This window comes from Trinickia symbiotica (assembly GCF_002934455.1).
Lineage (GTDB): Bacteria > Pseudomonadota > Gammaproteobacteria > Burkholderiales > Burkholderiaceae > Trinickia > Trinickia symbiotica.
On the sequence record NZ_PTIR01000006.1, the window covers coordinates 250,568 to 276,581 of the forward strand.

General features: G+C 62.6%; 21 protein-coding genes and 2 pseudogenes. 14 read left to right on the forward strand and 9 right to left on the reverse strand.

Annotated features, from left to right (window positions below; all coding sequences use genetic code 11):
- The first annotated feature begins 423 nt into the window (after positions 1–423).
- From B0G57_RS11730 to B0G57_RS11740, 3 genes and pseudogenes are all read left to right on the forward strand, one after another.
- Positions 424–2,346 carry a PrkA family serine protein kinase gene (locus B0G57_RS11730; RefSeq protein WP_018443356.1) on the forward strand — a complete coding sequence of 641 codons (1,923 nt, stop codon included), beginning with the start codon at positions 424–426 and terminating at the stop codon, positions 2,344–2,346.
- A 135-nt stretch (positions 2,347–2,481) separates the two neighbouring features.
- On the forward strand, positions 2,482–3,750 hold the full coding sequence (locus B0G57_RS11735) for a YeaH/YhbH family protein (RefSeq protein WP_020566511.1): 1,269 nt from the start codon (positions 2,482–2,484) through the stop codon (positions 3,748–3,750).
- A gap of 155 nt (positions 3,751–3,905) precedes the next feature.
- A pseudogene (locus B0G57_RS11740) lies at positions 3,906–5,441 on the forward strand (SpoVR family protein); the annotation flags it as partial.
- A 54-nt stretch (positions 5,442–5,495) separates the two neighbouring features.
- Here B0G57_RS11740 and B0G57_RS11745 read toward each other — a convergent pair.
- The 3 genes from B0G57_RS11745 to B0G57_RS11755 form a co-directional block, all read right to left on the reverse strand.
- Entirely contained in the window at positions 5,496–6,146 is a 651-nt protein-coding gene (locus B0G57_RS11745) for a phosphoribosyltransferase (protein WP_018443353.1), read from the reverse strand.
- Positions 6,147–6,201: 55 nt separating this feature from the next.
- On the reverse strand, positions 6,202–6,915 hold the full coding sequence (locus B0G57_RS11750) for a 2OG-Fe(II) oxygenase (RefSeq protein WP_026230166.1): 714 nt from the start codon (positions 6,913–6,915) through the stop codon (positions 6,202–6,204).
- A 297-nt stretch (positions 6,916–7,212) separates the two neighbouring features.
- On the reverse strand, positions 7,213–7,701 hold the full coding sequence (locus B0G57_RS11755) for an adenosine-specific kinase (protein ID WP_018443351.1): 489 nt from the start codon (positions 7,699–7,701) through the stop codon (positions 7,213–7,215).
- 500 nt (positions 7,702–8,201) lie between these two features.
- On the opposite strand from B0G57_RS11755, the gene B0G57_RS11760 reads away from it, so the two are divergent.
- The 3 genes from B0G57_RS11760 to B0G57_RS11770 all read left to right on the forward strand — a co-directional run bounded on the left by B0G57_RS11760 (position 8,202) and on the right by B0G57_RS11770 (position 11,892).
- Positions 8,202–9,689: a sugar ABC transporter ATP-binding protein gene (locus B0G57_RS11760; protein ID WP_035469538.1), complete on the forward strand. Its 1,488-nt coding sequence runs from the start codon at positions 8,202–8,204 to the stop codon at positions 9,687–9,689.
- Between the two features lie 4 nt (positions 9,690–9,693).
- Positions 9,694–10,770 (forward strand): ABC transporter permease, encoded by a 1,077-nt coding sequence (locus B0G57_RS11765; protein WP_018443349.1) that lies wholly within the window; start codon positions 9,694–9,696, stop codon positions 10,768–10,770.
- A 102-nt stretch (positions 10,771–10,872) separates the two neighbouring features.
- On the forward strand, positions 10,873–11,892 hold the full coding sequence (locus tag B0G57_RS11770; protein WP_085952749.1) for a substrate-binding domain-containing protein: 1,020 nt from the start codon (positions 10,873–10,875) through the stop codon (positions 11,890–11,892).
- Positions 11,893–12,049: 157 nt separating this feature from the next.
- Here the strand turns inward: B0G57_RS11770 and B0G57_RS11775 are convergent, their stop codons facing one another.
- From B0G57_RS11775 to B0G57_RS11790, 4 genes are read right to left on the reverse strand one after another with little or no spacing between them, the layout of a single operon-like run.
- Positions 12,050–12,625: a peroxidase-related enzyme gene (locus B0G57_RS11775; RefSeq protein WP_018443347.1), complete on the reverse strand. Its 576-nt coding sequence runs from the start codon at positions 12,623–12,625 to the stop codon at positions 12,050–12,052.
- Positions 12,622–13,188, reverse strand: a complete 567-nt coding sequence (locus tag B0G57_RS11780) for a hypothetical protein (RefSeq protein ID WP_018443346.1) — start codon at positions 13,186–13,188, stop codon at positions 12,622–12,624. The genes B0G57_RS11775 and B0G57_RS11780 overlap by 4 nt, the downstream gene beginning before the upstream one ends.
- Before the next feature lie 34 nt (positions 13,189–13,222).
- Complete coding sequence (locus B0G57_RS11785; protein WP_018443345.1) at positions 13,223–14,734, reverse strand: NAD(P)-binding domain-containing protein; 1,512 nt, start codon at positions 14,732–14,734, stop codon at positions 13,223–13,225.
- Positions 14,731–15,732 (reverse strand): LysR family transcriptional regulator, encoded by a 1,002-nt coding sequence (locus B0G57_RS11790; RefSeq protein ID WP_018443344.1) that lies wholly within the window; start codon positions 15,730–15,732, stop codon positions 14,731–14,733. Before B0G57_RS11790 ends, B0G57_RS11785 begins: the two co-directional genes overlap by 4 nt.
- Before the next feature lie 348 nt (positions 15,733–16,080).
- Between B0G57_RS11790 and B0G57_RS11795 the strand changes: the two genes are divergently transcribed.
- From B0G57_RS11795 to B0G57_RS11835, 8 genes and pseudogenes are all read left to right on the forward strand, one after another.
- Entirely contained in the window at positions 16,081–17,271 is a 1,191-nt protein-coding gene (locus tag B0G57_RS11795; protein WP_083925804.1) for an ABC transporter substrate-binding protein, read from the forward strand.
- 26 nt (positions 17,272–17,297) lie between these two features.
- Positions 17,298–19,121: an ABC transporter permease gene (locus tag B0G57_RS11800; protein ID WP_018443341.1), complete on the forward strand. Its 1,824-nt coding sequence runs from the start codon at positions 17,298–17,300 to the stop codon at positions 19,119–19,121.
- A gap of 10 nt (positions 19,122–19,131) precedes the next feature.
- A complete protein-coding gene (locus B0G57_RS11805) occupies positions 19,132–20,001 on the forward strand; it encodes an ABC transporter ATP-binding protein (RefSeq protein ID WP_018443340.1) in 870 nt (289 codons plus the stop codon).
- Positions 20,002–20,054: 53 nt separating this feature from the next.
- Positions 20,055–20,795 (forward strand): ABC transporter ATP-binding protein, encoded by a 741-nt coding sequence (locus tag B0G57_RS11810; protein ID WP_018443339.1) that lies wholly within the window; start codon positions 20,055–20,057, stop codon positions 20,793–20,795.
- A 300-nt stretch (positions 20,796–21,095) separates the two neighbouring features.
- Positions 21,096–22,127, forward strand: a complete 1,032-nt coding sequence (locus B0G57_RS11815; protein ID WP_018443338.1) for an aliphatic sulfonate ABC transporter substrate-binding protein — start codon at positions 21,096–21,098, stop codon at positions 22,125–22,127.
- A gap of 17 nt (positions 22,128–22,144) precedes the next feature.
- Positions 22,145–23,041 (forward strand): ABC transporter permease, encoded by an 897-nt coding sequence (locus B0G57_RS11820; protein ID WP_018443337.1) that lies wholly within the window; start codon positions 22,145–22,147, stop codon positions 23,039–23,041.
- Complete coding sequence (locus B0G57_RS11825) at positions 23,038–23,790, forward strand: ABC transporter ATP-binding protein (protein WP_018443336.1); 753 nt, start codon at positions 23,038–23,040, stop codon at positions 23,788–23,790. Before B0G57_RS11820 ends, B0G57_RS11825 begins: the two co-directional genes overlap by 4 nt.
- Before the next feature lie 346 nt (positions 23,791–24,136).
- Positions 24,137–24,349: pseudogene (locus B0G57_RS11835) on the forward strand (helix-turn-helix domain-containing protein); the annotation flags it as partial.
- Positions 24,350–24,697: 348 nt separating this feature from the next.
- Here B0G57_RS11835 and B0G57_RS11845 read toward each other — a convergent pair.
- Both B0G57_RS11845 and B0G57_RS11855 read right to left on the reverse strand, forming a co-directional pair.
- Positions 24,698–25,096 (reverse strand): hypothetical protein, encoded by a 399-nt coding sequence (locus tag B0G57_RS11845; protein WP_146013395.1) that lies wholly within the window; start codon positions 25,094–25,096, stop codon positions 24,698–24,700.
- A gap of 438 nt (positions 25,097–25,534) precedes the next feature.
- On the reverse strand, positions 25,535–25,864 hold the full coding sequence (locus B0G57_RS11855; RefSeq protein WP_018443332.1) for a hypothetical protein: 330 nt from the start codon (positions 25,862–25,864) through the stop codon (positions 25,535–25,537).
- Positions 25,865–26,014 lie beyond the last annotated feature (150 nt).

Sequence of the window (26,014 nt, forward strand, 5' to 3'; positions counted from 1 at the left end):
CGTACGGTAGGAGCGATGACGCGGCGAAGAGAGCGGCACGTCGGCCGCGACGCGAATCCGGGCGGCCGCATACAAGCGCGCAGCGCAGCAGAAAGACCGCTATTTGGGAGATGCACGCTTTGAGAGCAAAGATGCCCCTTGATCGGTTCGCCAACGTACGAGAGACGAAGGTCGCGGCGTGCGCGCTTGCGCTTCGAGGCACTACGATGTGCTTGAAGCTTGGCGTATGGCACGCAACGAGCTTCCCTCGCAGCGCGGACGAAGATTGTAGGCGACTGTCGCCGTATCTCCAAGATGGGAGTCACGTGAACAACGCAAGCCGTGAAAAATAATTTAAAAGGGTTTAGGATGAAATCGAGCGAGGTCGTCTCGGTATAGGGTTCCGTGAACGGCATCGACCGCAGACTTGGGCGAGGAGGTAGCATGGATATTTACAGCAGCTTCGCGAACCGCTTCGAAAAGACGCGAGAAGAAGAGTTCTCGCTCGAGGAGTATCTCGCGCTCTGCAAAGAAAACCCCGCAGCATATGCCACAGCTGCCGAACGGATGTTAGCGGCCATCGGCGATCCGGAGCAGGTCGATACCCGCAACGATCCTCGCCTGTCGCGAATCTTCGCGAACAAGGTCATCAAGGTGTACCCCGCGTTCCGCGAATTCTACGGAATGGAAGACGTGATCGAGCAGGTCGTCTCGTACTTCCGCCACGCGGCGCAAGGGCTCGAAGAGAAAAAGCAAATTCTCTATCTGCTGGGTCCCGTGGGGGGCGGCAAGTCGTCGATCGCAGAGCGACTGAAGCAGCTCATGGAGCGTGTGCCGTTCTATGCCATCAAAGGGTCGCCCGTCAACGAATCGCCGCTCGGCCTCTTCGACTACGACGAAGACGGCCCGATCCTCGAGGACCAGTACGGCATTCCACGGCGTTACCTGAAGAGCATCCTGAGCCCGTGGGCCGTCAAGCGCCTGCACGAGTACAACGGCGACATCCGCAAGTTCCGCGTGGTGCGCCGCTACCCGTCGATCCTGCGCCAGATCGGCATTGCGAAGACAGAGCCTGGCGACGAAAACAATCAGGACATTTCGTCGCTCGTCGGCAAGGTCGACATTCGCAAGCTCGAGCAGTACGCGCAAGACGATGCGGACGCCTACAGCTACTCCGGCGGCCTTTGTCTCGCCAATCAGGGCCTGCTCGAGTTCGTCGAAATGTTCAAGGCCCCGATCAAGGTGCTGCACCCGCTGCTCACCGCGACGCAGGAAGGCAACTTCAAGGGCACGGAAGGCTTCGGTGCGATACCGTTCGACGGCATCATCCTCGCGCACTCGAACGAGTCCGAATGGAAGGCGTTCAAGAACAACCGCAACAACGAGGCGTTGCTCGACCGGATCTTCGTCGTGAAGGTGCCGTACTGCCTGCGTGTGTCCGAAGAGATCAAGATCTACGAGAAGCTGATCCGCAATTCGTCGCTGGCCGACGCCGTCTGTGCGCCGGGCACGCTGAAGATGATGTCGCAGTTCTCGGTGCTTACCCGTCTGCAGGAACCGGAGAACTCGAACCTCTTCTCGAAGATGCAGGTCTACGACGGGGAAAACCTGAAGGATACCGATCCCAAGGCCAAGTCGTATCAGGAATACCGCGACTATGCCGGCGTGGACGAAGGCATGACGGGCGTCTCGACGCGGTTCGCGTTCAAGATCCTGTCGCGCGTGTTCAACTTCGATTCGACCGAAGTCGCGGCGAACCCGGTGCACCTGATGTATGTGCTCGAGCAGCAGATCGAACGCGAGCAGTTCCCGCCCGAAACGGAGCAGAAATACCTGTCCTTCGTGAAGGACCTGCTGGCTTCGCGCTACGCGGAGTTCATCGGCAAGGAGATTCAGACTGCCTATCTGGAGTCGTATTCGGAATACGGTCAAAACATCTTCGATCGCTACGTCACCTATGCCGACTTCTGGATTCAGGATCAGGAGTTCCGCGATCACGACACGGGAGAGAGCTTCGACCGCGCCGCGCTCAATGCGGAGCTCGAAAAGATCGAGAAGCCGGCCGGCATCAGCAACCCGAAGGATTTCCGCAACGAGATCGTCAATTTCGTGCTGCGGGCGAGGGCGGCGAACGGCGGCAAGAACCCGGCTTGGATCAGCTACGAGAAGCTGCGCGTCGTGATCGAAAAGAAGATGTTCTCGAACACGGAGGAACTGTTGCCGGTGATTTCCTTTAATGCCAAAGGGTCGGCGGAGGAACAGCGCAAGCACGAAGATTTCGTCAATCGGATGGTTACGAAAGGTTACACGCCGAAGCAAGTACGCCTGCTCTGCGATTGGTACCTGCGGGTACGCAAGTCGTCGTAAAGTAACGCAAGGCAGCGCGCTCGCCTGGCTGGCGTTGGCCGGGCGAGCGCTCCGCGATGCGCGGGATGCGCGGGCACGACGCCTGCGCAGTGTCTCGTCGCGTCGTTTCAGGCAACGAAAAGCGGGAGACTGGATGTGCTTCACCAAATCATCGACCGCAGGTTGGCAGGGAAGAACAAGAGCATTGCGAATCGCGAGCGCTTCCTGCGCCGCGTAAAGAATTACATTCGGCGTGCCGTATCCGAGGCGGTGCGCGACCGCAGTATCAAGGACATCCAAAGCACGCAGAGCATCACCATTCCGCGTAAGGACATCGCCGAACCCATGTTCCGCCACGGGCCCGGCGGCAAGCGCGAGCTCGTGCATCCGGGCAACGAGGATTACATCCGCGGCGACAAGATTCCACGACCGAACGGCGGCTCCGGCGGTGGGGGAAGCCAGGCCAGCAACGAAGGAGAAGGGCAGGACGACTTCGTCTTCGAGCTCTCGCGCGAAGAGTTCATGCAGTATTTCTTCGACGATCTCGAGCTGCCGCGGCTTGTGAAGACGCATCTGCTCGCCGTGCCGACATGGAAGAACATCCGTGCCGGATGGGCGGCCGAGGGCACGCCGAACAACATCGACGTGGTGCGCTCGCTGCGCAGCGCACTCGGCAGGCGCATCGCGCTCGGCGCGCCGCTCGTCAACGATCTGCGCGAACTCGAGCGCCAGCTCGAGGCGCTCAAGCTGGAGCCCGGCGACAACAGTGAGGAAATCAAGCGCCTCGAAGAGGACATCCATCACTTGCGCGGACGCATCTGGCGGATTCCGTTCATCGATCCGTTCGATCTGCGCTACATCAACCGCGTCAAGCAGCCTCAGCCGTCGAGCCAGGCCGTCATGTTCTGTCTGATGGACGTTTCGGGCTCGATGGACGAGCAGCGCAAGGACTTGGCGAAGCGCTTCTTCATCCTGCTTTATCTGTTCCTGAAGCGCAATTACGAGAAGATCGAAGTCGTGTTCATCCGGCACCATACGCGTGCGGAGGAGGTCGACGAAGACACCTTCTTCCATTCCACGGAGAGCGGCGGCACGGTCGTGTCCAGCGCGCTCGAACTCATGCGCAAGGTCATGGACGAGCGCTACTCGCCCACTGAATGGAACATTTACGGAGCACAGGCGTCCGACGGAGACAATTGGACTGATGATTCGCCCAAGTGCCGGCGCCTCTTGCACGATGACATCCTGCCCAAAACGCGCTACTTCGCGTATATTCAAGTCGCGCCGGAAGAGCAGAACCTCTGGCTCGAGTACGCGCAACTCGCGATGACGCAGCCGCATCTCGCGATGAAGAAGGTGGACGCAGCGGCCGATATCTATCCCGTATTCCGGGAACTGTTCGAAAAGCAGGCGGCTCAATCATGAGTACGAAGCACCTGCATAATGAATCGCGCGGATATCAGCCGGAGCGCCGCCGTAAGGGTGCACACGGGCAGAACGGCAACGTGCCGCGCGAGAGCGGCAAACGAGCGGACGTCGAGCCGACGCAAGCCCACGCCGACGTACCTGTCGTGGCCCCAAAGGAACTTCGTATGAACGCTGCCGACCGCAGACCGCTGCCGTGGCCGTCCGACTGGACCTTCGAGCTGATCGAGGAATACGACACGCATATTTCTCATGTCGCCGAGCAGTACGAGCTCGACGTCTATCCGATCCAGCTCGAGCTCATCAGTGCCGAACAGATGATGGATGCCTATGCATCGGTCGGCATGCCGGTCAACTATCGGCACTGGTCGTTCGGCAAACACTTTCTTTCCACCGAAAAGAGCTACCGCCGCGGGCAGATGGGCCTTGCCTACGAGATCGTCATCAACTCGAATCCATGCATCGCTTACCTCATGGAAGAGAACACGATGACGATGCAGGCGCTCGTCATGGCACATGCCGCATACGGCCACAACTCATTTTTCAAGGGCAACTACCTGTTCCGGCTGTGGACGGACGCGCACGCGATCATCGATTACCTCGTCTACGCGAAGAATTACATCGCGGAGTGCGAGGAGCGGTTCGGCTTGGACCGCGTCGAAGAGCTGCTCGACTCGTGCCATGCGCTGATGAATTACGGCGTGGACCGGTACAAGCGGCCGCAAAAGCCCTCGCTTTCGAAGGAAGCCGAGCTGAGGCGCGAACGCGAGGCGTATCTGCAGTCGCAGGTCAACGAGCTATGGCGAACGCTGCCCGTGAAGGAAAGGCCGCTCGAGACGGAGGAGGAAGAGCGATATCCGCCCGAGCCGCAGGAGAACCTGCTTTATTTTGCCGAGAAGAACGCGCCGCTCCTTGAGCCGTGGGAGCGCGAGGTGATACGCATCGTCCGCAAGATCGGCCAATACTTCTATCCGCAGCGGCAGACCCAGGTGATGAACGAGGGGTGGGCGACGTTCTGGCACTACACGTTGCTCAACACGATGTACAACCAGGGGCTTCTCGAAGACGGCTTCATGATGGAGTTCCTCCATTCGCACAGCAACGTCATCTATCAACCGCCCGTCACCAAGCCGTATTACAGCGGCATCAACCCGTATGCGCTCGGCTTCTCGATGATGAGCGACATTCGGCGGATCTGCGAATCGCCAACGGACGAAGACCGCAAGTGGTTTCCCGACATCGCCGGATCGCCATGGCTGCCGGCGATGCATTATGCGATGCGCAATTTCAAGGACGAGAGTTTCATCGCGCAGTACCTGTCCCCGCATTTGATCCGCGACATGCGGCTCTTTTCCGTGCTCGACGACGACACGCGCGACGCGCTGGAAGTCTCCGCGATCCACGACGACAGCGGCTACCAGTACGTGCGCCACGCGCTGGCACGTCAGTACGACATGCATCACCGCGAGCCGAACATTCAGGTATGGTCGGTCAACACGCGCGGCGACCGCAGCCTGACGCTGCGGCATTTCATGACGGACAACCGCCATTTGTCGAACGATACCGAGGAAGTGCTCAAGCACATGGCTCGACTTTGGCAGTTCGACGTCTATCTAGAGAGCGTCGACGAGAACGGCACGATCCGCAAGCGCTACGAGTGCCGGTATGCGGCGCCTGCGCTGCGGCTGTAAGCGGTACGTGACCCAGGGGTACCTAAGCCACCGGGTTCGTTGCTAGTCGCGCCGTCACTTCCCTCCAGCCCGTGCGCGTTCCAGCAGATCGCGCACTTCTTCATCCGTCGTCTGCCCGAAATTGTCATAGTGTTGGCCGACGCTGAAAAAAAGCGCCGGTTGAGCGACGCAGACGAATTCGTCGACGATGGCGGCAAAATCGGTTTCGGCACCAGCCGGAGCGACCGGCACGGCGACGACGATGCGCGCCGGTCGACGCTCGCGCAGTGCCTTGACGGCGGCCTGCATCGTCGCACCTGTCGCTATGCCGTCATCGACGAGAATCGCCGTGCGGCCCTCGACCGCGGACGGCGCTCGCTCGCCCCGGTATGACGTTTCCCGACGCGCTAGTTCCGATTGCTCCTGCGCCAGGACAGCGTCGAACTGCGCCTGGCCGACGTGTGCCGCGCGCATCGTCTGTGTATCGACGAATAGCGCGCCCCCAGGAGCGATAGCGCCCATCGCCAACTCTGGCTGGCTTGGCACGCCGAGCTTGCGCACGGGCATGATGTCGAGTTCGGCCCCGAGTGCCATGGCAAGCTCGAACCCTACGGGTACGCCGCCACGCGGCAAGGCGAGGACCACCGTGCCCGGACCCACGTACTCCTTGAGGCGCTCGGCCAACATTCGGCCGGCCTCGACGCGATCGTTGAACAATGAATACATGGCAGTCATCGCATCAGGTATGGGCGACTGACCTGCCTCCGAATATCGACGACGGTCACAGCGCGTCGTGAAAGATGATCCCGAGCGTGTGGCGCTCGCCCGAAAGCAGGCGGCTGACGCCGTGTCGCATGTTTACGCGATATGCACCTCTCGTGCCTTGCACCGGACGATGGCTCACGGCAAAAACCACCGCGTCGCCTTGCCCGAGCCGAACGACCTCGACGCGCGACTGCATGCGCGGGCGCTGCTCCGTCAGCACGAATTCGCCGCCGGAAAAGTCGCGGCCGGGCTCGGACAGCAGCACGGCCACCTGCAGCGGGAAGACATGTTCGCCGTACAAGTCCTGATGCAGACAATTGTAGTCACCTGAGCCGTAACGCAGCAGCAGTGGAGTAGGGCGGCGCTGCCCGGCGGCATGGCAGCGCCGGATGAAAGCGGCATGCGTTGCTGGATAGCGGATGTCGATGTTGAGCGCGCTCATCCACCGGTTGGCGATCGGGGCGAGGTGAGGGTACAGCGCCTCTCGAAAAGAAGCGACGAGCTCGGGCAACGGATAGCCAAAGTACTTGTATTCGCCTTTGCCGAAACCATGCCGCGTCATCACGACGCGGCTACGGAACCGGGCGTCGTCCGGATAAAGCGAGGCGAGCGCCCGACATTGCGACGGCGATAAAAGGCGAGGGATGATGGCGCATCCGTACTCGTCGAGCGCGGCTTCGACGCTGGACCAGTCGACGTTATGAAGGTATGCGCCGAGTGGGCTGTTCACCGTATCTTCGCCGACCTCAAAAAGGGGGTGATTTCGAGTCGACGGTCTTTCGCGCAGATTGCGCACCGGTTGCTCCGCTTTCCGTGTATGGACGAATCTCCACTTTACTGAGCCTTGGGTTGCACGACTTCTCGATTCTTGCGGAGAGATTGCCGGCATACATCGCACTCCCCGAGCGTCAACTGCGGGCTCCGGGACGGTGGCTGACGTGCCGACCTGCATTCGCTTCAAATCGGCGGCAGTTCATCGTCATGCCGCATTGCGGTGCCAACCGCCCGATATGCGTTTCGGCGCAGCCTAAGCCTTGTAGCCGATTTCGCGCAGAAACGTCTTGCGGGCTTCGATTTCGACCTCGTTCTCGATGCCGAGCGGCGTGAAACCGTCGACGACACCGAGGATGCTTCGCCCCTGATTTGTCTCGGCGATCACGACTTCGGTCGGATTGGCCGTGGCGCAAAAGATCCGGCAGACCTCGGGCAAGCCTTTGATCGCGTTCAGCACATTGAGCGGATAGAAACCCTGGCCAAGAAAGACGATGAAGCTGTGACCGGCGCCGATCGTCATGGCGTTATCACAGGCAAGCTGCGTGAGCTCGGGATCGGTGCCGGAGCGACGCACGAGTCGTTTACCGGACGCTTCGCAGAAAGCCAGCCCGAATTTGATGCCGGGCACGGAGGCGACGAGCGCTTCGTGAATGTCGTCGACGGACTTGATGAAATGCGTTTGCCCGAGGATGAAATTGACGCTGTCGGGGTTCGAGATTGTGACGGTGAGCAACTGAACCATGATGAACCTCGCAAAGGTTGAGAGGCAAGCATCGAGATCGCTTCTGCTGCTGTCCGCCAATAGTTTGTGCTAGCGGAGCCGGGTTGCGCAAGTGGGAGTTCCTACCCGTCTCGGCGCGCCGTGTACGACCGATCTCCGCCTGCCCGCACCGGACTGCGGACGAAAACTGAGGCTCGGCATTGCAAATCAATGCGAAATGTTCTTCGCGAATCCGATCTAAAAGGCGGTTTGCTTCGAAGCAAGTAATGCTAAATGCACTTCGTCAAAATGGGACGTAGAGAGGTACGTCAGGGGCTTCCCATCTTATTTCAACGGTGGCTAAACCTTAAACAGCCAGAGTCTCTTAGCCGTCTTGGCTGCGTTCCGCCGTTGCGTCACTTGGTTATCACCATTCGTTCGTTGTTCTGGGGACGCGAGCCGCGTTAATGTGCACGCATAGCCGCCGCGCGTGGTTTCATGCGCGGCAAGATAGCGTTTCCTTTCGGGTCCCTCTGCGCGCGATGTCCTCTCCTGTTTTGCAGGCCGCCGGTATCGGCAAGCGCTTCGGCGCCAGTGTCGCGCTGGACCACATCGATCTTGCCATCGACGCTGGCGAAGTGGTCGCGTTGATGGGCGCGAACGGTGCAGGCAAGTCGACGCTCGTGAAGATTCTCAGCGGCGTTTATCGCGCCGATCGCGGCACGCTCGCGCTGCGTGGTGCGCCGTTTGTCCCATCGTCGCCGCAAGATGCTGTGCGGCGTGGCGTTGCCACGGTGCATCAGGCCATTGCCGATATCGTCGTCCCGGACCTGCCCGTTGCAGACAATCTGCTGCTCGACCAGTTTTGCGGCGGCACGTCGCCGTGGTACGTGCCTGCCAGCGTCCGGCGTGCCGAGGCGGCGCGGCGCGCCGCGCGCATCGGGCTTGCTGTCGATCTCGCAGCGCCGCTCGGAGCATTGCCGCTTGCGGCACAGCAGCAGGTGACGATTGCGCGCGCGCTCGCGACGCACCCGGCATTGCTGATTCTCGACGAGCCGACCGCGAGTCTTTCCGCTGGGGAAGCGGATCGTCTGTTCGATCTGATTGGAGGTCTGCGAGACGAAGGCGTTGCGACGTTGCTCGTCTCGCATCGCGAACGCGACCTGCGCCGCATGGCGGATCGCGTAGTGGTGTTGAGCGATGGCCGTGTCGTGGGCGACGCGCGGAGCCCAATCGACTTTCATGCCGCGCTCCAAACGATGATCGGACGACCGCTGCAACGCTCGCACGAACCGCCGCAAAGTGGCGCGCACGCGGACCGTCCCGCGGTGTTGAGCCTGCGCGGTCTGCGGCTGTCGTCCGCCAGCGCACCTTTCGATCTCGACGTGCAGCGCGGGGAAGTCGTCGCGATTGCAGGACCGGTCGGTAGCGGCAAGTCGCGTCTTGCGCGCACGTTGTTCGGCGCATCGTTTGCACACGATGGGCTGATGACGCTCGACGGAGTGCGCTGGCAACCGCGTTCGCCGGCCGATGCGATCCGCGCCGGTGTCTTCATGCTCGGCGAAGATCGCCGCCGCACCACGCTTTTTCCCGACAGCGTGCCGTTCGCGACAATCGCGGGCACCATCGCATTTCCGTTCATGTCGCGCTGGTTTCGCGATGGTTTCGTGCGCACGCGGCGTGAGAAGCACGCTGCAGCGGAGGCGATCGAACGCTTCGGCGTTCGCTGTCGCGGCGCGAACGATCGTCCGTCACACTTATCCGGCGGCAACCAGCAGAAGGTCGCGCTCGCGCGTTGGCATGCCGAGCCTGCGCGTCTGCTGCTGCTCGACGAGCCGTTCCAAGGCATCGATGTGGGCGCGCGGGCCGACATCGTTCGCTTGTTGCGCAGCAGTGCGTCGCGACGCGCGACCCTCGTGTTCGTCAGCGATCTCGACGAAGCACTCGAAGTGGCCGACCGCATCGTGCATTTCGACCACGGCGCGCCTGTTGCACGTGCCGGGTCATCACGCTCCCTCCACGTTCCGTGAGCCCATGAAGAAACCCTTGTCCGCCGACGACGCTTCCGCCGCCGTCACCCTAAGCGTTTCCTCCGCCTCCGTCACGCGCCGCTCGCGTCTGCAAAAGTTGCGCGTGCAGTTCGAGAGAAACGGTATGCTGCTCGCGCTCGCGGCGCTTGTCATTGTGTTCTCCATCGCGGAACCCGCGTTTCTCAACGTCGACAACCTCTTCAGTATCCTGCAGGCCATTTCGATTACGGCGCTGCTCGGCATCGGCGTCACCGTCACGCTGGCCGTGGGCGGCTTCGATCTTTCGGTGGGCAGCATCGCGGCATCGGCGCAGATGGCCGCGAGTTACGTGCTCGTCGTGTGGCATGGCGGAACGTGGGCGGCCGTGGCGGCCTGTCTCGCTCTCGGGGTGGTGAGCGGACTCTTCAATGCGTTATTGATTACGCGTTTGCGCGTACCCGATCAACTCGCCACACTCGGCACACTGTTTCTGCTCGCGGGGCTGCAACTAATTCCAACGGGCGGCCGCTCCCTTTCCGCGGGTACTGTTTTGCCGGACGGCACTGAAACGAGCGGCGTGTTTCCGGCCGCCTTTCTCGCGCTGGGCCGTTTGCGCGTGTTCGATATCGTGCCGCTGCCTGTGATCGTGCTCGCTATGTTGATGGTGTTTGGCTGTGTTGTCATGGAGACAACGCGCTGGGGACGCGTGCTCTACGCGACAGGCGGCAACGAGACGGCAGCGCGGCTTGCCGGTGCGCCGACCGCGCGCTATCGCGTGGCTGCATACGTCGCATCGGGCGCTATCGCTTCGCTTGGCGGCATGCTGATTGCCGCGCGTGTGGGACGCGGCGACGTCAGCGCAGGCCATTCGTTGCTGCTCGATGCCGTGGCGGCCGCGCTCGTGGGCTACGCCGTGGGTGTCGCGAAGCGGCCGAACGTGTTCGGCACGGTCGTGGGCGCGGTGTTCGTCGGCGTGCTGCTCAACGGGCTCACCATGCTCAACGCGCCTTATTACATGCAGGATTTCATCAAGGGCGCGTTGCTCGTCGGTGCGCTGGCGTTCACGTTCGGTGTGCGCAAGCGCGACGACGGGCAAAGTTGACGCGATGCCTAACATGCAATACGTCACAAAGAGATTCCAATCATGACGAGCGGGCTTGGTCAGCGTATGGTGCGTAAGACATGGCGCGAGGCAGCAGGGCTGATGGTCGCGGCCGCGGCTTGGGGATGGACCGCATGCGCGAGCGCTGCCGGCATTCCGGGCGCACCACCGCCATTCGACAAGGGCGGCGTGAAGATCGCTCTCGTCAACTATCTTTCGACGGGCGATTTCTTCCAGGCTTACGAAGCGGGCGCGCAAAAGCAGGCGAAGTCGCTCGGCGTCGATCTGCGCATCTATGAAGGACGGCAGGACGCCGCGGAGCAACGCGAGCAGATCCAGCAGGCAATCAGCGTTGGCGTGTCGGCGATCATCGTGAATCACGGGTTGCCCGAATCGCTGAAGGACGTGGTGCAACGCGCGCTCGACAAGGGCATCAAGGTTGTCGCGTTCGATGTCGATCTGGGCAACGCAAGCGTGCCGCAGATCGAGCAGAGCGATCACGATCTAGCTGCGCTGCTGCTCGACCAGGCCGTGAAGGATAACGGCACGACTTTTTCCGCGGGCTACGTCTATGTGGCCGGATTCGCGCCGCTTGACCGGCGCGATGCCGTTTGGCGCGCGTTCAAGAGCAGTCATCCCGGCGTCCAGGAAAAAGCGCGTTGGGGCACGGTGGACAATCCGATTGCACAGTCCGTTGCGAACCAGGCGGCCGCTGCCTATCGCGCGCATCCGGACATTCGTGTCGTATTCGCGCCCTATGACGAGTTCGCACGCGGCGCGAAGCTCGCGGCCGACGAAGCGAATCTCGGCACGAAGCTGCGTATCTACAGCGCCGACATATCGACTGCCGACATCGAAGCGATTCGCGCACCGAACAGTGCCTGGGTGGCAACCGCGGCCACCAACCCGGCCGTGGTGGGCGCCGTATCAGTGCGGGCCGCGGCGCTGCTTGTCGCGGGGCAGGACCCCGGGCATCACATCGTGGTGAAGCCGGCCTTGATTACGCGCGACGATCTGGTGAAGAACGACATCCACACGATTGCGGAACTCGGCGCGAAGTTTTCGTCGTTCCGCGTGAGCGACGCCGCAACGGCCGCGTGGATCGGTAAGGGCGGCGACTGATCGCGCGGACGCTTCACTTCCCGCACGGTTCGATCAACCGACGCGGCAGCAGCGCCTTTACGGCTGAAGCCGATAAACGGATCGATTTTGCTTCGTTGACCGGTGCGCGTGATTGAAGCTGCCCGCAATTCGCGGGCGGCTTAAACCAATCATCGCGTCAATCCGGAAAGACCGGTTCACCCAACGTCAACATCAGGCGGTTGGCCCACGCGAATATTGCAACTGCGTGGCTTAGATCGAGAATTTCGGCATGCGTTAGCCCGACTGCAGTGAGCGCATCGATCGATGCAGCACCGATCGCATCGGGGTGCAAGGTGAGCTCGATTGCGTAACGCACGATCGCGCGTTCGCGCGGCGTCGTGCCGGCAGTACGTGGATCGGCGAAGACGTGCTGGATCACATCGTCGCGTTTCGCGAGTTGCGCGAAGCGTTGTGCGTGCACGGACGCGCAGTACACGCAGCCATTTACGCGCGAGACTACCGTGCTCGCCAGCTCCCGTTCCGCACGCGACAGGCCGCCGGGCGCGTACATGATGCTGTTGAAAGCCCCCGAGCGTTGCTGGAGAATCTCGGGCTCGTGCACGAGCAGCAGATAGTAGTCGGAGGTCTTCGCCTGCGGATGGCTGTCCTCGAGCACGGCGGTCTGCCTGGCCGACGCATCGGCGAGTGCAACGGTATCGAGCCACGCGGACCAGCTCAGTCGTTGCGAAGTGAAGACGTGCGGCGTGCTCATGCGGCGGCCTCCAGTGCACGCAGGGCGGCGACGACCCGCACCTGATAGGTGACGAACGCGACCAGCTGTGAGAGCGCGACGATTTCGTGTGTCGCGAGTCCCGCCTCTTTCAGGCGTACCAGCGCGGGTTTGCCGGGTAGCGGCGCGAGCGTGGCCAGCGCGTGCGTGTGTGAAAGAATCGCTGTCGTGCGCGCGTTCTTCGTTGCGTCTGTGGCCGGCGTGGTGTGCGCAGTGGATACGTTGTCTGCCGCTATAAACTGTTCCAGTAGTGCGAGCGTTTCGTCGCGGGCCGCGGTGCGTAGTGCAATCAGGCGTTCTCGATACGCACGCGTCACGTCGGGCGCCGCTGCAAGATGGGCCGCGTAGGTGGCCGCGGCGAGGCGCTCTTCGAGCGAAAGGCCCGTTGCGTTCGGATCGAACAGCGCATCGTGGCTCCCTTGCGTAAAGCGCTTCGCATCGGCGCGCGCTGCACGCAGGGCGGCGACGGTGCCGGCGGGAGCAAGACCTGCGAGCTTGCTGACGAAGTCGCCGTCGGCGAACGGCTCATTCACTGCTGTAGACATGCGTACTCCTGTCGTGTGCTGATTCGATGCGTCGTCACGGTTCGCTCGTGACAGCGGGATGCGACACCTCGGTAGCGGCATCCGCGTCAACCCATTCATCTCCGAACAGCTCGGCCTTGTCGAATGCCTGCAAGGCTGCGTAGTGCAGCTCGCGGTCGGCATGGAACAGCATCGACGCAATGCCGCGCGCGAGCCGTTGCGCGCCGTCGCTGATGGCCGGAATATCGCCCGCCACCTTGCCATGCGAGAGGCTCGCCGCATGGTTGAAGCAATGGATACGGCTGAGCGAAGGACAGCTGCCCGGCGCGCGTTCCTGAAACGCGAAATTCAAGTCGAGATCGGGCGACGCCCCCAGTTCTTCGTTTGCCAGTTCGGGACCTGGATTAAAACGGTCGCGCCAGCGCCGCACATGCGGCGCAATGGATGCGAATTCAGGCCGCGTGTCGATCTCAGTGTGAAAGCCGGTTGCGAAGATGAGGTAGTCGAGCACGTAACGTCCCTTCGGCGTATCGAGCGCGATCTCGTCGCCCTGAATGGTCGCGCCGAGCAGCGGACTGCCGAGATGAAGATGCGCATGAGCGTGGCGCGTAACGCGCAGCACGCTGTCGCGTGGCGGGGGTGTTTGTGACTGTGCGGAATAGTGAAGGAAGCGCCATTTCCACTCGTACTGCAGATGCTGGAAACCGTGTACGAGCCCTGGGCTGCCAATGCCCGTCAGCTTGTTGATGCGCGGCATTTCGCTTCGGCGAATGAACATGTCGACGCGCGCGGCACCTGCTTCGAGTGCAACCGCCGCGTTGTCGAATGCGGACGCGCTGCCGCCGACCACGGCCACGCGCTTTGCGCGCAGTGCGTCGAAGTCGATCGCATCCGACGAGTGCGCGTAAAAGCGCGCGGGCAGCGTGGCGGCGACGGGCGGTACATACGGGCCGCCGAGCCCTTCACGTCCCGTGGCCAGAACGATGTGCCGTGCGAGCACCGTGCGCGCGCGCACCTCGCTCGGTGCCTGGGCGGCCGCCGATTGCAGATGCAGGGCCCACAATCCGTCCGCGCGCGGTTCCAGTCGGGCGACACGCGTATCGTTCACCACCGGCAAAGCCAGCACGTCGCGATACCAGCGCAGATAGTCCATCCATTGCTCGCGCGCAATCTTGTTCAATGCATCCCATTGCTCGCGGCCGAACTGGGCTTCGTACCAGGCGCGGAACGTGAGAGCGGGAAACCGCAACGCCGGTCCGGTTAGCTGTTTAGGCGAACGCAGCGTTTGCATTCGCGCGTAGGTCACCCACGGGCCTTCGCGTCCGGCACTGGCCTGATCGAAGAGCTTGATATGGTGGATGCCGAGCATGCGTAATTCGGCCGCCACAGCGAGCCCGGCCATGCCGCCGCCAACGATAGCAACGTCGAGCACGCGCTCGCCCTCGACGAAGCGGGGCGGAACCCACGCGGGCGAGGGCAATTCGAGCCATGCGAGGTCCTCTCGCAGGCGCGCTTCGAGCGCGGCGAGTCCGGTGCTCGTTGTTTGCGGCTTGGTTGTTGTGTTCATGCTTCGGCTCCTGCCGGGTGGCGCGTCGAACGCCTGCCATTCCTTACGCGTGGTTGGACGGGTTCGGACAGTAACGTGTCGTGCCGTGCGGCATGATGGCGCGTAGCGCCCGGCAACAGCTCGTGCGAGACGGCATCGATGGCCTCGATCAACGCATCGACAGCTGGCGAGCGCGCCTTGTCCGCCGACGTGACCACGCCGTAGAAAAAAGGAATCTCCACATCGAGCCGCCGCGTCACGACACCATCGACGGGCGTACCGAAGGCCGTGGCCGGATCGACAACGGCGACAGCGAGGTTCGCCTGTGCGGCCATGACCGCGTTGAGCGACGCATTGCTCTCGAACACGATGGCTGACGCGAACCCTGCGGATTCGAGAGCCTGGCCGATGCGACGGCGCAAGCGATAGCGGTTCCCGACGGTCGCGATGCGGCGGTGAGCGAGATTGCGCAGCTCGATCACGGGCGCATTGGCCAGGGGATCGTCGCGACTGACGACTGCCACGCACGGCGCTTCGATCACGTAGTGCAGGAGCAGTGCGCCGTGATCGAGCGGCAGCGTTGCAATACCCACATCCACGGCGCGCGACAGCAGTGCCTGCACGACTTGCTCCGCGGATGCGCCAAGCACGTTCGTCTCCCGCGGCGCCACGCCCGGTTCGAGCCTGCTCAATGCACGCGGTACGAGAGCCGCAGCAAGCGCGGGCGTCGCGGCGATGCGCAGCGGCGGTGCTTCGTCACGCCCGATGGCAAGCGCGCTGGCGCGTATTCGTTCGAGGCCGACCAGTGCACGCTCGACCTCGGCGTAAAGCAGAAAGGCGCGATCCGTCGGCGTGACGCGCGGCCCGTTCCGGTGGAACAGCGCGTAGCCGATTTCCTGTTCGAGATCCTGGATCGTTCGCGATACGCCGGGTTGCGAGCGCCGGAGCAGACGCGCGGCGCCAGTGATACTGCCCGCCGACATGACGGCCGAAAAAGCTTCGAGTTGATGCAACTCCATGCGCTGTTCTACTCCCGTGTTGCAGGCATTGTAGGGGGCGTTGCATGCGCAATTCTTATAATAAATTCGGCTATGAAAAGAATGAAACGATGTAAAACGGCTGCGGCGCGCGCGTCGTGTCGTGCCGGATTGCCGCTTGATTGCGCTTCGCGTCGGCGCGCGAACCCTTATGCGGCAGGCGCCACGGCAAGTCGCAAAGCCTGCTTGCGATTCCGGAAAGGCCATTGCGCTTACACGGATAAGCATTTCATCGAAAAGCGAATATCGATTGGCGCTTATCTTGTTTGGTTCATTTCCGGCCGGCATGGTTACATCGCACCCATCATGAATGGAATGCGTGAGATCGACATGTCGAGAGAATCGAACAGGAAGGTGGGCCACACGTTGCGCCGCATGTTGGGCGCCTGGGCCTTGAGCATCGCGACCGTCGTGCCGCTGCTGCACATGGGCGCGGCACACGCTGCCGGTGATCCGTACTGGGTCGGCGTGACCGGTCCGCTAAGCGGGCAAGATGCCCAGTACGGCGAACAATGGAAGCGCGGTTTCGACCTCGCGCTCGAACAGATCAACGGGAGCGGCGGCATCAACGGTCACCCGCTCGATTACGACTTCGAAGACAGCCGCAGCGACCCGCGCCAGGCCGTCGCAATTGCGCAGAAGTTCGTCGACGACAAGCGCATCCTGCTGGAACTGGGCGATCTGTCGAGCGGCGCTTCCATGGCTGCATCGCCCATCTATCAGCGCGCGGGGCTCGTGCAGTTCGGCTTCACGAATTCGCATCCCGACTTCACGAAGGGCGGCGACTATATGTGGAGCACGGCCATCAGCCAAGCTGAAGAGCAGCCTCTGCTCGCCGACTACGTCACCAAAGGACTCGGCTTCCGCAAGATTGCGGTGCTATATCTGAATACGGACTGGGGTCGCACGAGCAAGGACATCTTTACGAAAGCGGCATTGGCCAACGGCGCGCAGATCGTCGCGGCCGAGGGTTATCAGCCCAACGAAAAGGACTTTCGCGCGACGCTCACGCGTGTAAGGAGCGCGTCGCCCGATTCGCTCGTGCTCATCTCGTACTACTCCGACGGAGCTCAGATTGTCCGCCAGGCGCGCGCCTCGGGCGCGCGCGAGCCGATTGCCGCGGTGGGTTCCGTGTACTCCCCGAAGTTCATCGACCTGGGCGGTGAAGCGGTCAATGGGGTGTACACGGAATCGAACTTCTTCCCCGGCGATCCGCGCCCCGAAGTGCAGAGCTTCGTGCAACGCTATCGGGCCCGCTACCATGCGGACCCCGACACGTTCGCCGCTCGCGCCTACGACGCGATGACGCTTGCGGCCGAGGTGATCCGCCGGTATGGCGCAACGCGCAGTGCCGTGCACGACGGTTTCGCGAAGATCGATAACGTACCGAGCGTAATCTTCGGCAAGTTCCGTTTCGACCCGCAAACGCGCCGCGTTGCCGGCGCGAAGAATCTCGACCTCGTCGTGAAGGACGGCAAGTTCGCGCTGTGGGATGGCACGAGCGCAGCGCGCGTTCAGTAACGGAAAGGATCAAATAGGGCACCGCAATGGCATCGTGGTTCGATTACACGATCAACGGGCTGATCGTCGGCAACATCTATGCGCTGCTCGCCATCGGGCTCGCGCTCATTTTCGGCGTGTCGCACCTCATCAATTTCGCGCACGGCTCCGTGTACATGGTGGGCGGCTTCATTGGCTGGCTCTGCCTCTCGCGGTTGGGCCTGCCGCTGCCGTTCGCTTTGCTCGCGACGGTGAGCGGCTGCGCACTGCTCGGTATCGCGATCGAACGTATCGGCTTGCGGCCGCTGCAAGGCGCCGCGCGCATTACGCCCCTGCTTGCGACGATCGGCATCAGCTTCGTGCTCGATCAACTGGCGCAGATCGTGTTCGGACCCGACCCGCGCCCCGTGCCCAGCTCCCTGCCGCAGTGGACCCTGATGGTCGGCGGTGCGTCGCTCAACTCGCTCGACGCGCTGATTGCGGCGATCGGCATAGGCGCGGCCGCCGTACTGTATGCGTTTCTGCGTTTCACGCGGCTGGGCTGGGCGGTGCGGGCGACCGCCCAGGACCGCGATGCCGCGCAGCAGATGGGCGTGAACGTGCATGCGGTGAACCGCGCGGTGTTCGCCATTGCATGCGGCCTCGGCGGGCTCAGTGGCTTGCTGGTCGGCATGTACTACAACAGCATCGACCCAGCGATGGGTTTTCAGGCGACGCTCAAAGGCGTGGTGGCGCTGCTGATCGGCGGCCTCGGCAATGTGCCCGGCGCGATTGTGGGCAGTCTGCTGCTCGGCCTCGTCGAAAGCTATGGCGTTGCACTGTTCGGCACGAGCTATCGCGATCTGTTCGCCTTCGCGCTGTTGCTGCTCTTTCTCGTGCTGCGCCCGAATGGGCTCTTCAGTTCGAGCCGCCGTTTGCCGCCCGAGCCGTTGACCGGCACCTTCCTCTCGAACCGGCAAGCGGTGCGCCTCTCGCCGCGCGCAGTCGGCATCCTGCTCGCGATCGCGTTCGCGCTACCGATTGTCGCGCCATTCCCGTATCTGTTGCAGACACTGACGAACGGCTGGATTTTCGGTTTGCTCGCCTTGAGCCTGACGCTTGTGGCGGGCACCGTGGGGCAGATCTCGCTGGGTCATGCGGCGTTGCTGCTGATTGGCGCCTATGCGTCCGCCCTGCTGTCGGCAAAGATGGGCTTGACGCCTGGGATTACCATCCTGCTAGCCGGCGTGGTGACCGCCGCAATCGGCACGCTGCTGATCTATCCGTCGTTCCGTCTGCGTGGGCACTATGTGTCCATTGCGACGCTCGGGATCGGCGAGATCGTGGGGCTCGTCATCCTGAACTGGGACAGCCTGACGCGCGGACCTATCGGCGTGACCGGTATCGCGCCGTTGTCGTTGTTCGGCTGGCCGCTATCGGGCGCGCGCTCTGCATACTGGTTCACGCTTGCCATACTGGTTGCGCTCGCCTTGCTGCAGCTTCGGCTGCTGCGTTCGCATCTAGGGCGCACATGGCGCGCGATTCGCGAGGACGATGTCGCCGCACGCGCCTACGGCGTGCGGCCGAATCGCTACAAGGCGATCGCATTCGCGTGCGGCGGCCTCTCCGCCGGCATCGGTGGGGCCATCGCGGCGCATCTGTACAGCTACATCAACTACCAGACCTTCGATTCGCAGGTGTCCATTCTGGGCCTCACGATGGTGATACTGGGCGGCCTCGGCAACGTGCCGGGCGCAATCGTGGGCTCCGTGGCTTTGGTCGGACTGCCGGAATTGTTCCGCTTTGCGGCCGACTACCGGATGCTCGTCTATGGGGTGGTGTTGCTGCTGCTCGTGCGCTTTCGCCCGCAGGGCCTGTTCGGCGCGGTTTGAGGAGAGAACGATGACTATCGCCAGCGGGGAGGGGCGCTCCATTCTGTTCGACGTGCGCCGTGTGACGCGCCGCTTTGGCGGCCTCACGGCAGTCAACGAAATCAGTCTCAATGTTTCGGCTGGCGAGTGCGTGAGCGTGATCGGGCCGAACGGAGCAGGCAAATCGACGCTGTTCAATCTGCTTGCGGGGACGGACAGGCCCGACGACGGCATCGTGCGATTCGTCGGCGAAGACGTGACGGGCTATACGCCCGACGAGTTCGCGCGACGCGGTGTGGCGCGTACCTTCCAGCATGGGCGCGTGTTCGGCAACCTGTCGGTACTCGACAACGTGCTGATCGGTGCGCACTCGCGCCTTGCCATCGCACGGCACGGCCTGCCGTTGATCGGGGCGATCGTGGAAGTGTTCCGCGCGCTCGTTCCCGGAGCCGCGTTACGCGATGAAGACGAGCGTCTGCGCGACGAAGCGAAGCACGTACTCGCGCGCTTCGGCACGCGGCTCTTACCGCGCATCGATGCGCCTGCGCACAGCCTCTCTTATGCCAACCGGCGACGCGTCGAAATTGCCCGCGCGTTGATGCTGCATCCGCGCATCCTGCTGCTCGACGAGCCGACGGCGGGCATGAACGAGTCCGAAACAGCGGAGATGCAGGAATTCATGCTCGAACTAAAGCGCGGGGGTCTTACGATTCTCCTCATCGAACACAAGCTCGACCTCGTGATGCGTCTCTCGGACCGCGTGATCGTGCTGGACGACGGCAAGAAGATCGTATCGGGCTTGCCTGAGGAAGTACGTAACAACCCGCTAGTCATCGAGGCTTACCTGGGGCACCGCCATGTCGGGCAGCAGCCGGGCCGCCGCGTAGCCGTCGCAGCATGAGCCCGGAGCAGCGAGCAACAGCAAGCCAAACATCGCCTTACGCGAAACGCGCAATGACGGACATTCAACTGAAACTGGACAACATCGACACCTTCTACGGACAAAGCCAGGTTCACTTCGGCGTGAGCGTCGCGGTGCCGCGCGGTGAAATCGTCTGCCTGCTGGGCGGTAATGCGAGCGGCAAATCGACGACGATGAAGGTGATCCTCGGTTTGCACAAGCCCCGCTCGGGCAATGTCGTGTTCGAGGGGCAGTCGCTAATGGGGCTATCTACGGCACAAATCATCCGACGTGGCATTGCGTCGGTGCCCGAGGCGCGCCGTCTGTTCAGCGACATGACAGTACGCGAAAACCTGCTCATGGGCGCGTTCTCACGCCCCGACGGCGACGGCATAAAAGCCGACTACGAGCGCATGCTCGAACTGTTTCCTCGTGTGAAAGAGCGGCTGGGGCAGCGTGCCGGTACGCTTTCGGGCGGCGAGCAGCAGATGGTGGCGATGGCGCGCGCGTTGATGAGCCGCCCGTCCATGGTCTGCATGGACGAACCGACGATGGGCCTCTCTCCGCTCTACGTCGACAAGGTACTCGAGCTAATCCGCACCGTGAATGAACAGGGCGTGACGTTCTTCATGGTAGAGCAGAACGCGAGTCTTGCGCTCCAGATCGCCCACCGTGGCTACGTGCTGCAAACGGGGCGTGTGGTGCTGTCGGGCGATGCGCCGAGCCTGCTCGGCGACCGGCGGATTCGCGACGCATATCTGGGGGGTGTACTGGCCGCCGAAACGGCGTCCTGACTACGCGAGGCCGCGGCGTTCCGAACGACCATGAAGGCGTGGGCGCTCCAAAGGGCGAAGCGCAGCTCGAGAATGTGGTCGCGACGCAGCGTCGGCAAGGGCGCGCGAAGGGGTGCGAACAATGCGCTGAACGCAATTCGCGCACCGTCATTTGCTTCGCTCGAAACATCGGTTCGCCGACGTGCACGCGGCCGTTAGCATAGTCTGTCTGACTGCGTGATTTCGAGTGCATGACTTGCCGCCCCGATCGGGACGGCACACAGCGGCACGCCATACAACCGACCAAACCGGGGAAATGCAATGAAGCAATCGAGCCGCGTCGCCTTCGCGCGCGTTCGGGCGGCCGCCACCGCCTTTGTGGCCGTCGCCTTCACGATGCTTACCGCGGCGTTCCTGCCGCGCACCGCTCACGCCACCGAGGCCGTACCCGCGGAACTGAAGCTCGACTACGCTTACTACTCGCCCGAAAGCCTCGTGATTCGCCACCATGGGTGGCTCGAGGAAGCGTTTGCGCCGGACCACACGAAGATCACGTGGGTGCTGAGTCTTGGCAGCAACCGGGCGCTCGAATACCTGAACAGCGGGGCGATCCAGATCGGCTCCAGCGCGGGACTTGCCGCGGTGCTGGCCAAGGCGAACGGCAATCCGATTCGCACCGTCTACATCTTCTCGCGTCCGGAGTGGACCGCTCTGGTCGTGCGCAAGGACTCGAACATCCAGTCGCTCGCACAGCTCAAGGGCAAGAAGATCGCCGCGACGAAGGGCACCGACCCGTATCTGTTCACCCTGCGCGCATTGCACACGGCAGGTTTGTCCGCGGACGACGTCGAGATCGTCAATCTCCAGCATCCCGACGGACGCACGGCGCTCCTCAACGGGCAGGTGGACGCGTGGGCCGGGCTCGACCCTCACATGGCTGCGGCGGAGGTGGACAACGGCGCGCGGCTTTTGTACCGCAACGTGGACTTCAACACGTGGGGCTTTCTGAACGCGCGCGAAGACTTCGTCCAGCAGTACCCCGGTGCGCTCGCGCGCGTGCTGAAGGTCTACGAAAAGGCCCGGCTGTGGATCGCCGCGCACCCGGACGAGACCGCGCAGATCATATCGAGCGAATCGAAGGTGTCGCTCGCCGTGGCGAAGCTGCAATTGAGCCGCAACGATTTCAGCCGGCCGCAGCCGGGGCCGAAGCAAATCGCCGCGCTCAAGGCCGCAGCGCCCATCCTCACACAGGAGCAACTGGTGAAGCCCGGCACGAAGGTGGAGCAGGTCATCGATGCGCTGATCGACGTCCGGCCTGCCCGCGCAGTGATCGTGTCGACGGGCACGCCGTAAGGGAAGGCGCGATGGCCATGGACGACTCGTTCGCGCTGCGCGACAGGACCGCGTCCGGCGCCAGGCCTGCGCGCGAGGCTCATGAGCGGGGTGGGACGCGCCATGACGCATCTGATTCCGGGCGCGCCGACGCGGCGGAAAGAAGCCTGCGGCACTGGCATTGGGCCGGGCTTGCGTTGCCGGTGGTATTTCTCTGCGCGATCGAACTGCTGGTTTGCATGCGGATGTTGCCTGCCAACCTGGTGCCTGCACCCTCGACGATCGCAGGCACGTTGATGCACATGGGCGGCGCGCGGCTTCTGCGCCACGTCGCCGCGAGTACGCTGCGGGTGCTAGCGGGATTCGGCCTTGGCGCGGTGCTCGCTGTGTTGATCGGCGCCGGGATGGGACTGAGCCGCAGACTCGAAGCGCTCTTCGACCCTTCGTTTCAGGCGCTGCGCGCGATACCGTCGCTAGCGTGGGTGCCGGTGTTGCTGCTCTGGATGGGCATCGACGAAGCACCGAAGATTGCGCTCGTTGCGATAGGTGCGTTCTTTCCGGTCCACCTTGCCGTGGTCGCGGGCATTCGCAATGTGGAGCGTAAGCTGGTGGAACTCGGCTCGGTTTATCGCCTGAGCCCCGCGCGCATGCTGGCACGCATCCTGTTGCCGGCGGCGCTCCCGCAGCTCTTCACCGGGCTGCGCACGGGCCTGAGCCTTGCGTGGATGTTCGTGGTCGCGGCGGAGCTGATCGCCGCCACGCGCGGCCTCGGCTATCTGTTGAGCGACGGACGGGAAACCGGGCGGCCCGACATCGTGTTCGGCGCCATCATTCTCTTGGCGCTGATGGGCAAACTGACCGACGGCGCGATAAAGGCGCTCGAAGCGCGCGTGCTGGTGTGGCGCGATACGGATACCGGCGAGAGGCGAGGATGAGCGATCCGCTGCTCGATATAAGCGTGCGGCTGAAGCGCTACGGCGGCCGCGTGGTGCTGAGCGACACGCAGCTCACGGTGCGCCAGGGCGAGATCGTGAGCCTGCTCGGCCCGAGCGGCTGCGGCAAGAGCACGCTGTTGCGCATCGTGGCCGGGCTCGATCGCGATTTCGACGGGGCGGTCGCGCTGCGCGGTGTACCGCTCGATGGTTCGTCGCCGGAGCTAGGCGTGATCTTTCAGGAGCCGCGGCTTTTGCCGTGGCTCGATGTGGCGAACAACATCTGCTTTCCGCTGCGCGCTTACGGCGAAGCTGCTGATCGTGTCGCGAGACTGCTTGCCGAGGTCCGCCTGCCGGGTGTCGGGGCGCGCTGGCCGAAGGAACTCTCGGGCGGTATGGCGCAACGTGTGGCAATAGCACGCGGGCTGTTCTCTCGTCCGAGCGTGTTGCTGCTCGACGAACCGTTCAGCGCAGTCGATGCCATTACGCGAATGCGTTTGCAGGACCTCCTGTTGCAGGTCACGTCGTCACATCATATGGCCGCGCTTGTGGTGACGCACGACGTGGACGAAGCCTTGCTGCTCTCGGACCGGGTGCTCGTGATGCAATCCGGGCAAGACGGTCCTGGCGGCATCGTGCACGAGTTGCGGGTGGACATGCCGCGGCCATGCAACCGGCGGGCAGCAAGCGACGGCGCGTTGCGAACTGCGTTGCTCGATCGGATCGCAGCGCTGTTCGCGCAGCCGGCCTGAATCGAACAGGGTGACAGGTAGCGCGATCGAATTACAGAGCTCTGATGCGGCATGCGCGCACCACTCATGCGCTGGCGCGCCGCGCAGAACTGACGGCGGTACGGGATGACCTGCGACACGCGTCGATTGCTGCAACGTCGTTCTATCTAGAGGGCGACGATGTCAGGCGCGCCCGGCAGATACGGGAGGGGTGACGGAGTGCTCATTGATTTGACATAACATGAATTATCAACGGATCCGGTTGTAGCGGCTAAGTTGTAATGTCCGCTTTTAGCTAAGTTCAAATGTCCGCTTTTGGGCGCAGCGTAAGCTGGCCCGCAGCCGATTGGCGGCGCCGGAGGCTTCGATGGCTGCGACAGAACGGATAACAATGACGATGCGCGAGCTGGACAGGTTCGAGGTGATTCACGCGGTTGCCGACTGCATGCTCAAGCCATGGCGGGCTGCGGAGCGACTCGGGTTGACGACGCGGCAGATTCGGCGGCTCGTCGCGCGGCTGCAGGAAGACGGTCCAGGCGGCCTGGTTTCGCGCCGGCGCGGGCGCCCCGGCAACCGGCGGGCTAAACGAGGAGAGTTTCGCGATGCAACTGACGTTGACAATCGCTTCCTAATTGGTAAAAACGCCGCTCCAGCGGCGTTTTCTTCACTTGCTTCGCGGATCGATCCCATGCTTCGCGAGGAGTGCCCTCAGCCGACGAATTTCGAGAAACATCGAGATCAGGGAAAATAACGTCAAGGCAGGGAAAAACCACTGCCCCGAATAGTGAATAAGCGCCCAGGCGCCGGCCGCACAAACCACCGCCATGAGCACTAGCGCAACCTTATCGCTGATCCAACTCATTGTGTTGCTCCATACTGCCGAGCTCGCATCGCATACGACTTTCGCCTCGGGCTTTCGTCGATGACTTCAGGATTGTTCTGAACGAAGGTCTGAACATCGATGGGGATGATGACTCCGCGACTCATCAACCAAACCCAGAAAGCGGTATCGCTGTACGGTCAAATTGCTACGGTAAGGATCGCTGCAGGCCTTCGATGCTTGTGCTCCGACGAGAATGCTTCCGAGTACCGCACCGACGTAGTATGACGCCGCCATCGCGCCCACGACATCAAGCTTTTCCTTTAACGTCGTGGCACCGAGCATCTCAGCGACGGTAGCATTTGGCGGAACCGACTTGAATGCATTTAGCATCGCGCTGAGGTTCGCTAGCGCCGTCGTCATCGACGAAAACATACTAAAAGGGGCTGGCAGCCCCAGCGCTCTCATATTGTCCTGGAACGATTTTGAAAAGGTAACGCAGTCCATGTATGGACCCTCTCAAACAGATCGTTATAGGTCGGGTTTCGTGCCACGCTGATCTAGTTCGGCGCTGATATTATCAGATGATCGCTCACGCGCTGGCTCGAAAGGCGGTTCGTGGACGTGTAGCCGCAAGTCACGCGCTGCAAGTGGCGCAGGCGAGTTGGGCGCAGTGCGATGATCGGCGCGCCTCGGGTTCGCCGTCACGCACGAATCAGGGCGGCGCGGTGCGCAAACCGGTGCGCTTGCCCGGCACCAAGAAGCAGCGCGAGTTAAGCGCAGTCGATGTCGAGGAAGGCATTGCACAGTCCGGGCAATAGCACTGCTTCGGCAATCACCGAGGCCGCGCGTCGAGCAGCCTCGGGACTATGTGGAAAAAGGAAGTTATAGAGACGCAACAGTTGCTTGGCGCGCCCAGCCGGGCGCACCATCCAGATCGCTAGCTCACTCTCCGATCTGCTTGCTCACGTTGTTTTCTTGCTGGTTCAATGTGCGCTGCTCCTGCTTAGTAATGTGACCGCCATTCTGGCTCGCCATCAGTCGCTCTTCCTTCCGAATCTGGCGGTCATCCTTGTGAAGCGCCACCGCCTCGACGTGCGACATATCACCTTCGCGAACCTCATCGTGAATGCGGCTGTTCTGATTTGCCAGCCGATGGTTCACCTCCGTGCGGCGCGGATGCGCCGCATCCCAGTTCGTCTGTGCGGATGCGATGCCTGCGAATGAAAATGCAACAGCGGCGACAGCGGCGAAACGCAAGGCGGTCTTCTTCATGATCAGCTCCGTTCGGTGGTTAGGCGGCTTGATGCCGCTTGCATCCTTAACGCGGAGCTGACAGGCGTCGACGACCTGGCAACTGTGAGTTCTGCAACGAGTTGTTTCGAACGGCGCTCGCCGAATGCAGCTGCCGTCGCACTTCTTTGA

Excerpts from the sequence above, each read along its gene's own strand:
- B0G57_RS11760 (WP_035469538.1), top strand. The coding sequence starts at position 8,202 with ATGTCCTCTCCTGTTTTGCAGGCCGCCGGTATCGGCAAGCGCTTCGGC.
- B0G57_RS11770 (WP_085952749.1), top strand. The coding sequence starts at position 10,873 with ATGGTCGCGGCCGCGGCTTGGGGATGGACCGCATGCGCGAGCGCTGCC.
- B0G57_RS11780 (WP_018443346.1), bottom strand. The coding sequence starts at position 13,188 with ATGTCTACAGCAGTGAATGAGCCGTTCGCCGACGGCGACTTCGTCAGC.
- B0G57_RS11765 (WP_018443349.1), top strand. The coding sequence starts at position 9,694 with ATGAAGAAACCCTTGTCCGCCGACGACGCTTCCGCCGCCGTCACCCTA.
- B0G57_RS11785 (WP_018443345.1), bottom strand. The coding sequence starts at position 14,734 with ATGAACACAACAACCAAGCCGCAAACAACGAGCACCGGACTCGCCGCG.
- B0G57_RS11800 (WP_018443341.1), top strand. The coding sequence starts at position 17,298 with ATGGCATCGTGGTTCGATTACACGATCAACGGGCTGATCGTCGGCAAC.
- B0G57_RS11745 (WP_018443353.1), bottom strand. The coding sequence starts at position 6,146 with ATGTATTCATTGTTCAACGATCGCGTCGAGGCCGGCCGAATGTTGGCC.
- B0G57_RS11790 (WP_018443344.1), bottom strand. The coding sequence starts at position 15,732 with ATGGAGTTGCATCAACTCGAAGCTTTTTCGGCCGTCATGTCGGCGGGC.
- B0G57_RS11855 (WP_018443332.1), bottom strand. The coding sequence starts at position 25,864 with ATGAAGAAGACCGCCTTGCGTTTCGCCGCTGTCGCCGCTGTTGCATTT.
- B0G57_RS11775 (WP_018443347.1), bottom strand. The coding sequence starts at position 12,625 with ATGAGCACGCCGCACGTCTTCACTTCGCAACGACTGAGCTGGTCCGCG.
- B0G57_RS11805 (WP_018443340.1), top strand. The coding sequence starts at position 19,132 with ATGACTATCGCCAGCGGGGAGGGGCGCTCCATTCTGTTCGACGTGCGC.
- B0G57_RS11755 (WP_018443351.1), bottom strand. The coding sequence starts at position 7,701 with ATGGTTCAGTTGCTCACCGTCACAATCTCGAACCCCGACAGCGTCAAT.
- B0G57_RS11815 (WP_018443338.1), top strand. The coding sequence starts at position 21,096 with ATGAAGCAATCGAGCCGCGTCGCCTTCGCGCGCGTTCGGGCGGCCGCC.
- B0G57_RS11730 (WP_018443356.1), top strand. The coding sequence starts at position 424 with ATGGATATTTACAGCAGCTTCGCGAACCGCTTCGAAAAGACGCGAGAA.
- B0G57_RS11795 (WP_083925804.1), top strand. The coding sequence starts at position 16,081 with ATGTCGAGAGAATCGAACAGGAAGGTGGGCCACACGTTGCGCCGCATG.
- B0G57_RS11820 (WP_018443337.1), top strand. The coding sequence starts at position 22,145 with ATGGACGACTCGTTCGCGCTGCGCGACAGGACCGCGTCCGGCGCCAGG.
- B0G57_RS11825 (WP_018443336.1), top strand. The coding sequence starts at position 23,038 with ATGAGCGATCCGCTGCTCGATATAAGCGTGCGGCTGAAGCGCTACGGC.
- B0G57_RS11845 (WP_146013395.1), bottom strand. The coding sequence starts at position 25,096 with ATGGACTGCGTTACCTTTTCAAAATCGTTCCAGGACAATATGAGAGCG.
- B0G57_RS11810 (WP_018443339.1), top strand. The coding sequence starts at position 20,055 with ATGACGGACATTCAACTGAAACTGGACAACATCGACACCTTCTACGGA.